Origin of the sequence: Methanobrevibacter sp., from assembly GCF_036307625.1 — an archaeon.
In the GTDB taxonomy this organism is placed as follows: domain Archaea; phylum Methanobacteriota; class Methanobacteria; order Methanobacteriales; family Methanobacteriaceae; genus Methanocatella.
Genome location: NZ_JAXJXF010000099.1, coordinates 1 through 12,095, shown reverse-complemented (window position 1 = coordinate 12,095; position 12,095 = coordinate 1). Strand labels below are relative to the sequence as shown.

Below are 12,095 nucleotides of genomic sequence, written 5' to 3'. Positions count from 1 at the left end.
TTATGAAGGCATTATTTATTGTCACTGGTAGAGGATTGGGCGGAGATGCAATGGTTGCTCTTAATACAATGAGAGCTCTTGAAAAAAGAGGAGTAACCTGTGAAATTGCTTTGGATGCATCTGCTCACGGAACATTATTTGAAAACAATGGATATGTGTGGCATAAAATTTCTGTTCCTCATGCTGGAGGCCATTCTGCAACAAAACTGTCTGCTGCAAAAGGTGGAGCCAAATTGCTTGCTGCAACATTCAAGGCCAGAAATCTTATTAAAAAGTTAAAAGTTGATTTTGTTGTTGGAGTTTTGGGCGGAGGAGCTATTGTGGCATCACTGGGTGGTAAATTTGCTCGCAAACCAACATTCTCTTTGATATCAACACCTCTTGACTCAAAATTTTGTCCAAAATTTAATCAGTGTTATATATTGCCAGAATTAGACATGTTCAGGTGGGACAATCTTCCTGCAAACATGGAAAAGGCATTTTATCCATTATCTAAGGAAGTGGATGAAGGGGATGCTAAAGTAGCATTTGAAAAACTGAAAGAATTCCCAAATTTTGATGAAAACAAAAAAACTATTCTCTTTTCTTCAGGATCCTCAATTTTTAAGGGAACCATTGATGCAATAAATCTAACTTTGGATGAGTATGGCGACAAATATAATCTGGTTTTGGTAGGATTGCCTCTTCACGATGAATATTATGATTTAATTGACGAGGAAAAGGTTATCTATGTAGGTTATATTAATTGGATTAATGATTTATTCAGATATGCTGATTTGTCCGTTTTGACTGATGACGGAGTTTCTCTTGAGGAGGCGTTAGTTGCAAAAACTCCTATAATTGCATTAACCAAGGTTAAATGGGGAAGATATCAGAACATGGCTGGTGTTTTTAAGGGAGCAATTATTGAATCTGAAGTTTCAGATGTCTGTAAAAGTATTGAAGAGGCATTTGAAAATATGGATTCCTTAAAAGAAAATGCCGTTAAATATGGTAAGCTTTGTTCCGATGCCGCCGATGATTTGGCGGACAGAATATTAAAAAAAGTAGAATAGTGGTATTATAACCACATATATTTTATTACTCTAAAATTAGCATCTGTTGTTGGATGAACTTCCAGGAAATCCTCATAGTCATCTAGATCGTAGTCCTCTCTCATTAAATATGAGAGGTATGCAATATCACTTGGTGCTGATGGGGATACTGAGTTGATTTTGTTGATTTTATTGTTCTTTTTGTCAAATTCAACTTCGGTGTATCCGGTATCTCCAGTCAGGATATTCCAAAAGGCACCTGGTCCTGCAATTCCGGGTATTTTAATTGTGGCCTTGTCATCTTCGCTGCATTCACTTTTTTCATTTTCAACAAAACCCACTTCCATGTTCAAACTTAAGGTTTGAGGAATGCAATGGTAGCTTACTTTATTCGCATAGTTGGCCATATTCCTTGCAGCTGTGATGCCCTCCATTCTTGCTACTGGTGTTAACTTGTATCCTCCAGTAACATCACCTGCAGCATATACATTATCCGCACTGGTCTGCATCATTTCATTAACTTTGATTGATTTGTCATCATTTAACTCTACAAATCCTTCGGCTATTTCACTGTTTGGAGTTCTGCCTGTTGCAAAAAATGCAATACCCTCCAGTTCATCGTCATTTTCTGTGATGACTTTATTTTCGAAAACTTCTTTCACATTGGTATTTTCACAAACATTAACTTCGGGAATAACATTCTTCAAAACATATTCTTTTGTTGTTTGATTAATCTCTTTTAAGAATTCGCTTCTTGCAAGAACATTGACTTCACTTCCAAGAGTTGAATAAATATTTGCTATTTCGCAGGCAATTATTCCTCCACCGATGATATTTAATTTTTCAGGAACATCATCCAGTTTTAAAATGTCTTTGTTGGTTAATCCGTATTCACTGCCTTTAATATCTGGAATGAAAGGACGTGCTCCTGTTGCAATTAACAGGTTGTCATATTCGAAGCTTTCATTATTCACTTTAATTTCATTTCCATCAATACTTGCTTCGCCGAAAATAACCTTGTTTCCCACACTTTCGTTTTCCATCTGCTCTATCTTTCTGAGAGTTTCTTGGGTTTTGGTAATTTTTTCAACTATTTTTTCATAAGAGATTTCAATTTGACTTTTTAAAAATCCGTGATTGTTAAATCTTTTATTTGTATCTATGAATTTTGTAATGTCTGTCAATGCACAGATAACCATACATCCTTCATTCAAGCAAGTTCCAGCTATATGGTTCTTTTCAATTAAAGTAACTTCTTCTCCAAGTTTTCCAAGCTGCATGGAAGCTAATCTTCCTGCAGGACCGGAACCAATAACGATATTTTTCATTAAATCACCCGTTTAGATAGTTTTATATAATACTAACTTTTAATAATAATAATATATTAAAATTTTGGAGATGGAATTATGTGTATTGCAGCACCGGCTCTTGTTGTCGAAATTAATAAGAAAGATAATGTTTTATTTGCTGACTTTGGTGGAGCAAGACAACCTGCTAAAATGGATCTTTTGCCTGATGTTGAAGTAGGGGAATATGTTTTAATCCACGCTGGTTTTGCTATTGAAAAATTAAGTGAAGAAGCTGCTAAAGAATCTTTAGAAGCTTGGGAAGAATTATTGGAAATTCTTGAAGAAGAAGATGAAGAAATGGAAAAAGCAAGAATGGCTGATTTAGAAAATCAGTAAATTGACACTCTTGTTACTCCTTTTATTTTTAAAAATTCATTTATTAAATCTCCATTCACTGGTTTTTCAGTTATGATGGTTAATGACGGAGCTTCTTGAAGTTCTGTGTCTTCTGCATAGGCTTGCCTTATGCCGATTCCTTTTTTTGTTATCAGATTTGTTGTTGCTGCTAGTATTCCTTCGTTTTCAGATCCTACTTCTATTTCAACAACTCCCAATTCCAGATTTTTTGCAATATTTTTTAAAAGGGTTCCAGCAGGGATGATGTTGCTGAATAGGTTGTATAAATCTTCATCGGTTTTAATAATTTCTATGGTTGATTTAATAACTCTTCTATCTACATCTGCAGCTGTTGCCAATGCTTTGTCGCTTATTTTTAAATTTCCACAATAGATTTTACCGTCTTCATTTAAAGACAGTCCAAGTTCAATCATTTTTTCAGCAACTCTTATTCTTGCAGGGTATTTTTTGAATTTATCATTGATTTTTTCCCACATAAATATCATTATTCCAACTTTTTGTACATTTATGTTATATTATGTTGATGTTATATAAAATTAGCTATGTTGAAAAATGTGAGAAAATTAAAGAAAAAGTTGTCATGTAAATGAAAAAATCTTAAAAATTAGTTAGAAGTAGGCTAGATGGGATTCGAACCCATGACCTCCCGGTTATCAGCCGAGCGCGCTAACCAAGCTGTGCCACTAGCCTATAAAAATTGTGTAATGACAGTTAACTGTCAACACTTATACTTATATTAATAGCTATATATAATCTTTTCGGTTTTTTAAGATTATATATAGAATTATATAAGATTTAAAAAAATTATCTGTTAATCATTTCGTTAATGGAGTCTGCCATAGCATGTCCTTCAACGATAATTTTTGCTTTTTCAATGCCTTCAACGTTTTCAGCTCTTATTTTGGCATCAGCTGCAATACGAGTGATACTCATACAGCCAGGATTGGTTGGTTTGAGTGTAATTTCTGCTTGATCACCGTCTACGGTAATATTTTGTACAATTCCCATTTCTACAATACTGATTCCCATATGTGGGTCATTAATTACAGAAACAGCGTCTTTAATATCATTCACTAAATCTTCTGACATATAATTTAGTCTCCTATAATTTGTATTTATAATTATTAATTATGATGTTTATATATGTTTTGTTTATATTCATTTAGATGAATTAAAATCTATTTAACTCGATGTTTGATTTTCACACCGATACCATTTTTGCATTCTTCCATTTCACGACCTGTCATTACGGCTTTGCCAACACCGACCACATCATCATCTTTAACCACAACAACCTCGTCGTTTGGAATGATTTTATGGTCTGCTTTTTGAATTCCTGGTGCAAATACTGTATTGGTTTCCAAATCAAAATCAATATTCACGATATTTATGCCCAAATCTTTTAATATTTCTCCACCCGGTAAATTCAATCTGTACAATCCATGATCTTTGTTAAGCAATGCCAATTGTTTTCCATTGGAAAGAATTCTTTTGTGATACATTCCTTTGGTCTTAACATTATCGGGAATAAAATCATAAGCAGCTTCGCCGAATTGATACATTGCAATGGAGCGAAGTTCATGCAAAGTCTTTTCTCTCCTGTTCACTCTTTGATGTTTTTTAAGTTCCATCCTTAATTTATAAAGTGAATCAGGTGAAGTTGGCCTTTCGTCTACACATACATTTACAAAATCATCCAAGTACTGCTCGCAGGATTCCAGATATCCTCCGGCCAAATTTGCAATCACTGTTTTTCCTTCACAATATCTCTTGATTAATTTTCCGCTTTCATCAATTTCATCTTGTGACCAGGAACCTGTGGTGCTTACGTCATAGGACTGGATTGGAAATGTATTTTCAAGTTCCCTTGGACATATTCCAAATGGTGATGTGACAATGAGTTCCTGAAAGGACCTTGTGATTTTCCTGAATTTTTGGTGTGATTTTGAATTAGAATAAGGTTTTTTCATACTGCATGGCAATAAAACAACTGTGTCACCAAGAGGTTTCATCATTTCCATTCTTTGTCTCCATCTTACCGCTTCCGGGCGGTATAGGGACTCTTCACTTGAACATATTACTTTCATATTCATTCCTCAAAGTGTTTTATTAATTCTTCATCTAATTTGAGTAGTCTTTCAATGTTGTCGTCACTGTCTTTGATTCTTCTTTTCCATTTTGCGATTACAAAATCAATGTCGACTTCCTCGCTGCCGCTGACCAAATTATCTGCATGGGCAACGATTTTTTCCTCAAGGGTTTCAGGCAAATATGATTTGACCGGAAGTCCAAGATCTGCCGCTTCATTTTCAGTTATTCCGGCACCGATATGTCTTTCAATGATATTTAAAACATCCTCGTCATAACCATATTTTTTTGCAATTTTAACTCCTTCAACTGCGTGGTTTATGCCGTGGGTTTTGGATCTTCCAATGTCATGCAATAAAGCACCCTTGCGGATAAGGTCATAATCTACATTGTCAAAATTAGCAGCTATTTTCATAGCTTTTTTATAAACGGCTTGTGAATGTTCAATAACATTTTCAGGAGTGTTTTCCTGTTTAAGTAATTTAATTTCCATTTTATCTTTATTTTTTGACTTTATCATTAAAGGAATTAAAATTACTTTCTACCATTTTAATGTCTTCTTTGATTTGCTTAATGTTTGCTTCGTTGTCTTGGAATTCTAATTCTTCGCCACATGCTGGGCATAAGAATTCATAATCTGAAGCATTGTCAAAATCAAGTCGTACATGTCCTTGAGGACATATGAAGAACATGTTATTCTCTTCACGTTCTAGTTCATCATTAAGCATTTGTAAATATTTTTCTGAATCTTTAATGATTCTTGAAATTACTTCTTCAGTTTCAAATTTCCATGAATATGTGAACCATTGAGTTTCAGGGTCTTTACTTCTTTTATAACTAGCCAATCCCATATCATAAAGTCTGTAAAGTATTTTTCTAACGATATTTAATTTAATTCCAGTTTCTTTAGCTATTTCTTCATCGGTTTCTATGCCGTCGTTTAGTGCTTTAACAATCGGTAAATTGCTTTCGTCTTCAACAACATTGGTTAATAAGGTCTTTACTAATGGATCGTCTATCATTTAATTTCCCCTAAATCTCATTATCATATTTCATCTGAACTGAAAATCTAAAAATTAAACTAAAAATTATGATAACTTATAAAAATTAATGTTTAGTTATATCTTTTTTATTATAAAAATATAACTAATTTTCAATGTCAATATTTTGAAATCTAATAATCTTGTAAAACTTCCAATAAGTTTTCAGTAATATAATCAACTTCTTCATCAGTTAATTTTGAATAAATCGGTAAACTTATTTCGTTTTTAAATAGATTATGTGCATTAGGATAGTCTTTTATGTCAAATCCCAAGTTTTTGTATGCTGTTAATAATGGAAGTGGTTTATAATGGACATTGGTGCTTATTCCTCTTTCTTCCATTTTAATGATGATTTCATTTCTTTGTTCCGGGGTGATATCTTTTATTCTTGCAAGATACAGGTGTCCGGATGATTTGCTTGATTTGGTTTTATGCTGTGGAATGATGACTTTTGAATCTTTAAATGCAGCATCATACTTGTCTATGATTTCATGTCTTCTGGCAAGCATGGAGTCATATCTTTCTATTTGCCCAAGGCCTATTCCTGCCTGAATGTCAGTCATATTGCATTTATATGCTGGAAGCAAAATGTCATATTCCCAGGATCCCTTTTGGGTTTTTTCCAAAGCATCCTTGGTTTGTCCATGCAATGAAAGAATCTGATACTGTTTGTATATTTTTTCATTATCCAATCCTTCATGGTTTTTCCAGGTAACTGCTCCTCCTTCTGCTGTTGTTAAATTTTTAACGGCATGGAATGAGAAACATGTAAAGTCTGCTATACTTCCTGCTTTTTTACCATCTTTTATTGCTCCAAAACCATGTGCGCAGTCTGCTACAACAATGATTCTATTAAATGCTTCTTGAAGTTCATTGTCTGCTTTGAATAGTTCTTTTTTGTTTTCGATTATTTCGAATATCCTGTCATAGTCACACAATATTCCGGCAATGTCAACGGGGATGATGACTTTTGTCTTGTCTGTAATCGCTTCGGCCATCAAATCATAATCCATTTCTTGTCTATCTTTTTGACTGTCAACCATTACTGGTGTTGCTCCAACATGGCAGACAACGCTGCATGTTGCGGTATATGTGTATGCAGGGACGATTACTTCATCGCCTTTTCCAATGCCCAATAATCTTAAGGTCATCTCAAGGGCGGTTGTTGCAGCACTCAAACCGACGGTTTTTTCAGTGTTGCAGTATTCACTTATTTTCCTTTCAAATTCTTTTGTTTTCGGACCGGTTGTAATCCAGCCTGATTTCAATGCGGCTACAACTTCTTCAATTTCTTTATCTGATATGTCTGGTGGTGAAAATGGTATATTCATGCTTTCTCTCCGTTAAATTCTTCAGGACTTGTATAAGTAGGAACACATTCCTTCAATGTGTCTTTAATTTGGGTTTTATCTGTAATGTCATCGTCTATTAAAACTCTCAGTGAATCTAATTTTTCCTCAATGTCATTCATTGTGAAATTCATAGGCTCTGTAATAAATATCTTTTCGTGGCTGGTCTTTTGAAGGTTTTCTTCATCCATCAACAGCTCTTCATAAATTTTTTCTCCAGGTCTCAATCCTGTAATTTCAATGTCGATATCTTCGCCCAGTTTGAGGCCGGATAATTCAATAAGGCTTTTTGCCAAGTCATAAATTTTAACAGGCTCTCCCATATTCAATACGAAGATTTCTCCTCCTTTTGCATAGGTGATTGACTGTAAAACCAGTGCCACAGCTTCAGGAATAGTCATGAAAAATCTTGTAATGTCCTTGTGGGTTACGGTCACAGGGCCTCCTTCCTGTATCTGTTTTTTAAATAACGGTACGACAGAACCATTACTTCCCAATACATTTCCAAAACGAACGGCAACGTATTCGGTCTCGCTTTCCTTGTCTTTTGCTTGGATAATCATTTCACACATTCTTTTGGTAGCACCCATAACGTTTGTCGGATTAACTGCTTTATCTGTGGAAATCAGGATAAATCGTTTAGTTTTATATTTGTCACAGGCATTAACAAGATTGTATGTTCCAAATACATTGTTTTTAACAGCTTCTGAAGGATTGTTCTCCATTAATGGCACGTGCTTGTGTGCTGCAGCATGGAAAACAACTTCTGGTGAAAATTCCTCAAATAAATCAAACATTCTCTGTTCGTCACGGATATTTGCAATAATGGCTTTTATGTCGCTGTTAGGATATTTTGATTTCAGTTCCAGCTCGATGTCGTATAGGCTGTTTTCATAAATGTCCAACATTAACAATTGTTTTGGATCGTGAAGCATAATCTGCCTGCAGAGTTCTTCACCAATTGATCCCCCTCCACCTGTCACCAGAACGACCTTATCTTGAATTAAACTTTTAATGTTGTTGTTGTCAAGTTCAACAGGGTCTCTTCCAAGCAAATCTTCAATTTCAACATCTCTTAAGCTATTGAATAAGTTCTCTTTGGTGATTATTTCTGTTAGGCTTGGAAGCACTTTGATTTCAGCACCTGTTTTACTGCATTTTTCAAGAATTTCCTTTTTGTTTTTATTGTCAATGTTGACTATTGTAAAGAAAATTGAATCAATGTCATATTTATTACAAATTCTTTCAATATCGTTTCTGTTACCTATAATTCTTACTCCAGCAACAGAATATCCTCTACGTTTTTTGTTATCATCAATAATTCCTATAATTTCATATCTTCCTTTTAAGGTAGTATTAATTGTTTTAATAATGTCGTTGGCGGAATATCCTCCTCCGATTATTAACAATTTCTTTTTCTTTTCAGGGGAGTAATCTGTTCCGTTATCTCCCATTTCTGATAATAAAATATATTTTATGCTTAAACGTATTGCAATTATTATAATACCAATTATTATCCCAACTGCTAAATTATATTTGATTGAAGGGTTTTTCATATTCAATAGAAGCTCTTCAATTACAGATACTATGAGGATTGAAATGATTGAAAGGAGTATGTAAATTATGTAGTCTTGATTGTTTTCATATCTGACAATGTTTGAGTATCTTTTTGTAATTCTAAATACGATTTGAAAAATAATGATTGCCAATATTATGCTTATTACAAGTTCATTTCTTGTTACTGCACTTGTAGGATTCATTAGAAATGAATCAGTAATCAATACTGATGCGAAATAATATCCTAAAATGATTGCAATACAATCTGATAATGGCAGTAAGAAATTCCTATATTTACCAAGTGTATCAATTTCCATCAAGACCAATCCTCTACATTTTACTCTTAAATTATAATTATCAGTTTAAGCATTTCTATTTATATAAACTCATAAATATAAAATTTTGTCTTGATGTGTTATTTTGCTGAAATTCGGTTTTTTTACCAAATTTATTTTTTCAATGGTGATGTTTCAATGGACTCATTTGCGTCTGATGATGACGGCTGGAGTATGGGTTATTGAATCAAGTGCTTCGACTGTGACCTCACTCATTTCAGTTCCTAAAACTGATTTGACGCTATGTATGGTTTTCATTTCTGTTGAAAGTGATTTTTGATAATCTTCGGCAATATTTGCAAATTTCAAACCGTCTTCAACACTAATGTCTTCACTGCATCCCAGTGGTGTTGATCCCATGTTTTCGGATAATTGTCCTTTGAAGTAACCGAAAAATCCCTTGTCTGCTTCAATTCCTTCTATCGCTATTGGGAGACCTGTAAAGTACTTTCCGTTTTTCATATATGTTGCATCAGTATCGATTATTATCACACATACTTCTTTCCCGATTTCCTTTTTAATTTCTTTTGCAACTTTTTGCGGATTTTCAGGAAGTAATGAAACATAAGTTCCCGGAGCGTTACTCAGGTCTATTCCTGCTTCGGATGCCGGTTTTAAAGCATGTTTTAGTCCATATAATTGGAGAACTACTTCCTTGTGAGCTTTTGTTTCTTCAGGTAATCTTCTAAGGTTTTTGATGGTTCTTTTTTTAATTCCAAGGGCGGGTCCCAAAACATATCCCCATAAATATTTGCTCCACACGGTTGTTAGGAATTTGGCAGTTAGTGATGGGGTGTATTTTGATTCATCAATTAGTCTATTTTGTGATACTGAAATTGGAGTTTCTGCTATTACCAAATAATCGCCGTCTTGCATCAATTCTTTTGCAGGATTTATTATTGAGTTTAGATTTTCGTTTGGTTTAATATATCCGGTTTCAATTGGAATTACAATATAATCTCCATTAATAACATGTTTTATATTTTTCAATTCATCACTTGTCATAAAAATCTTTTTAAAATTAGTTGTTTAATATAATAATATAGTAAGTTATTAAATTTATATATTTTAGAGGATGTGTAATTATGGCAAGAAAATTCATAACTTATTTTGATAATGAGGGAACTGATTATACCGATGAATTGATTTCAGCTGTTAAAGATAAACTGGACATGGCTGATCATATTAAACATGTGGTTATTGCTTCAGCATCAGGCAAATCTGCATTGAAACTTGCAGATGCTGTTGGGGATAAAGTAAAAATTATTAATGTCACCCACCACTGCGGTTTCAGTGGTCCTAATGAATCTGATATCTCTGAAGAAATGATTAAAGAATTGGAATCAGAAGGTATTACAACTTACTTTGGATTGCATGCATTTAGTGGCGCTGCAAGAGGAGTCACTAATAAATATGGTGGTTTTTCCCCATTAGATATTGTTGCAGATACTTTCAGGATGTTTTCTCATGGAATAAAAGTAGCTGCTGAAATTTCAATTATGGCCACAGATGCAGGTTTGATTCCGGTAGGTGAAGAGATTATAGCTATCGGCGGAAGGGGCCATGGTGTGGATAGTGCAGTTATTTTGACTCCGGCAAATGCAAAAAACCTATTTGATTTAAAGTTTCATGAAATTATTGCCATGCCGAGGGATTAACTTAATATATTATTAGTGCATAATATATTTTTTTCATATTATTTCTAAAAAGTAGTTGCATTTAAATATTAGTTACAATAGAAATATTTAACAATTAATTTTAATAGCAGAGTATGTGGGGTTAATTTGTGAAATTTATAGATGATGCAATCAAGGAATCTGAACAGAGAATGGAAGAGAAAACACCAGAAAAGCTCTCTTCTGATATTGATGATGAGCTTATAACTATAATGGATGGTGTTAAAACTAAAATATTTGTTGTTGGTGCTGGTGGAGCAGGAAACAACACTATTTCAAGATTAAATGAGATGGGTATTGAAGGAGCAACAACTATTGCAGTAAATACTGATGCTCAAGATTTATTTTATTGTCAATCTGGTAAAAAAATATTATTGGGTAGACAAACTTCAAAAGGATTAGGTGCAGGTGGAGAACCATCTGTCGGTGAAGAATGTGCCGAAGAAAGTGAAGATGAAATCAGAGAAGAATTAGTGGGTGCAGATATGGTATTTGTTACCTGCGGTCTTGGTGGCGGAACAGGTACTGGTTCAGCCCCAATCATTTCAAAATTATCTAAAAAATTAGGCGCATTAACTGTTGCTGTTGCAACATTACCATTTTCTGCTGAAGGAATTAAAAGAAGAGAAAATGCAGAACAAGGTTTAGAAAAACTCCAAGAGTCTGCAGATACTGTTATTGTTATACCTAATGATAAATTATTAGAAGTTGCACCTAACTTGCCTTTAAATAAAGCTTTCATGGTATCTGATGAAATTTTAGGAAGAGCAGTTAAAGGAATTACTGAACTAATCACTAAAAGAGGTCTTGTAAGTTTAGACTTCGCAGACATCAGAAGTATTATGGGTGGCTCAGGAATGGCAATGATTGGTATGGGTGAATCCGATTCTGGTGACAGAGCTTTAGAATCTGTACATGAAGCATTAAGCAGCCCATTACTTGATATTGATATTTCAAATGCTACTGGTGCATTGGTTAACATTTCAGGTAGTTCTGACTTGACTTTACATGAAGCTGAAAAAATTGTTCAAGTTGTTGCCGACAAATTGGATCCTGAAGCTAACATTATTTGGGGTACTCAAATTGACGAAAGCCTTCAAAATATTGTTAGGACCACTGTGGTCGTTTCAGGCATTAAAACCAATTATGATTCTGATGATGATTCAGATAATACTTATGTTGAAGACAATTCAGAATCTGAAGTATCTAACGATCAATTAGATGATTTCATTGATGGAATCTTCTAATTTTATTTTCTTATTTTTTTCCAATAATGCAAACATTTATTAATGTTTAAAATATAAATT

The 12,095-nt window shown here is 33.9% G+C and carries 13 protein-coding genes and 1 tRNA gene; 4 read left to right on the top strand and 10 right to left on the bottom strand.

Annotated features, from left to right (window positions below; translation table 11 throughout):
* Window positions 1–2: 2 nt before the first annotated feature.
* A complete protein-coding gene (locus UIB65_RS06215) occupies window positions 3–1,055 on the top strand; it encodes a glycosyltransferase (RefSeq protein ID WP_330040302.1) in 1,053 nt (350 codons plus the stop codon).
* A gap of 5 nt (window positions 1,056–1,060) precedes the next feature.
* On the opposite strand, the gene UIB65_RS06210 is transcribed toward UIB65_RS06215, so the two are convergent.
* Complete coding sequence (locus UIB65_RS06210; RefSeq protein ID WP_330040300.1) at window positions 1,061–2,362, bottom strand: NAD(P)/FAD-dependent oxidoreductase; 1,302 nt, start codon at window positions 2,360–2,362, stop codon at window positions 1,061–1,063.
* A gap of 78 nt (window positions 2,363–2,440) precedes the next feature.
* Between UIB65_RS06210 and UIB65_RS06205 the strand changes: the two genes are divergently transcribed.
* The gene (locus tag UIB65_RS06205) at window positions 2,441–2,719 is read left to right on the top strand and encodes a HypC/HybG/HupF family hydrogenase formation chaperone (protein WP_330040298.1); all 279 of its coding nucleotides are present in this window, start codon (window positions 2,441–2,443) and stop codon (window positions 2,717–2,719) included.
* Here the strand turns inward: UIB65_RS06205 and UIB65_RS06200 are convergent.
* From UIB65_RS06200 to UIB65_RS06160, 9 genes are all read right to left on the bottom strand, one after another.
* A complete protein-coding gene (locus UIB65_RS06200) occupies window positions 2,713–3,228 on the bottom strand; it encodes an amino acid-binding protein (RefSeq protein WP_330040334.1) in 516 nt (171 codons plus the stop codon). The genes UIB65_RS06205 and UIB65_RS06200 overlap by 7 nt on opposite strands.
* A gap of 127 nt (window positions 3,229–3,355) precedes the next feature.
* Window positions 3,356–3,430 (bottom strand) — tRNA-Ile (locus tag UIB65_RS06195).
* 114 nt (window positions 3,431–3,544) lie between these two features.
* Complete coding sequence (locus tag UIB65_RS06190) at window positions 3,545–3,829, bottom strand: iron-sulfur cluster assembly protein (protein WP_330040296.1); 285 nt, start codon at window positions 3,827–3,829, stop codon at window positions 3,545–3,547.
* A gap of 89 nt (window positions 3,830–3,918) precedes the next feature.
* Entirely contained in the window at window positions 3,919–4,827 is a 909-nt protein-coding gene (locus UIB65_RS06185; RefSeq protein WP_330040295.1) for a DUF5591 domain-containing protein, read from the bottom strand.
* 2 nt (window positions 4,828–4,829) lie between these two features.
* Window positions 4,830–5,321 carry a TIGR00295 family protein gene (locus UIB65_RS06180; protein ID WP_330040293.1) on the bottom strand — a complete coding sequence of 164 codons (492 nt, stop codon included), beginning with the start codon at window positions 5,319–5,321 and terminating at the stop codon, window positions 4,830–4,832.
* A 7-nt stretch (window positions 5,322–5,328) separates the two neighbouring features.
* On the bottom strand, window positions 5,329–5,850 hold the full coding sequence (gene tfe, locus UIB65_RS06175) for a transcription factor E (protein ID WP_330040292.1): 522 nt from the start codon (window positions 5,848–5,850) through the stop codon (window positions 5,329–5,331).
* Window positions 5,851–6,002: 152 nt separating this feature from the next.
* Window positions 6,003–7,202 (bottom strand): DegT/DnrJ/EryC1/StrS family aminotransferase, encoded by a 1,200-nt coding sequence (locus UIB65_RS06170; protein ID WP_330040290.1) that lies wholly within the window; start codon window positions 7,200–7,202, stop codon window positions 6,003–6,005.
* Window positions 7,199–9,094, bottom strand: coding sequence for a nucleoside-diphosphate sugar epimerase/dehydratase (locus UIB65_RS06165; RefSeq protein WP_330040289.1), 1,896 nt, complete (start codon window positions 9,092–9,094; stop codon window positions 7,199–7,201). Before UIB65_RS06165 ends, UIB65_RS06170 begins: the two co-directional genes overlap by 4 nt.
* 162 nt (window positions 9,095–9,256) lie before the next feature.
* The gene (locus UIB65_RS06160) at window positions 9,257–10,117 is read right to left on the bottom strand and encodes a coenzyme F420-0:L-glutamate ligase (protein WP_330040287.1); all 861 of its coding nucleotides are present in this window, start codon (window positions 10,115–10,117) and stop codon (window positions 9,257–9,259) included.
* Between the two features lie 80 nt (window positions 10,118–10,197).
* On the opposite strand from UIB65_RS06160, the gene UIB65_RS06155 reads away from it, so the two are divergent.
* Together UIB65_RS06155 and ftsZ are read left to right on the top strand one after the other, a co-directional pair.
* The gene (locus UIB65_RS06155; RefSeq protein ID WP_330040285.1) at window positions 10,198–10,770 is read left to right on the top strand and encodes a pyruvate kinase alpha/beta domain-containing protein; all 573 of its coding nucleotides are present in this window, start codon (window positions 10,198–10,200) and stop codon (window positions 10,768–10,770) included.
* A 128-nt stretch (window positions 10,771–10,898) separates the two neighbouring features.
* Window positions 10,899–12,035, top strand: coding sequence for a cell division protein FtsZ (ftsZ, locus tag UIB65_RS06150; protein WP_330040284.1), 1,137 nt, complete (start codon window positions 10,899–10,901; stop codon window positions 12,033–12,035).
* The last annotated feature ends 60 nt before the right edge of the window (window positions 12,036–12,095 follow it).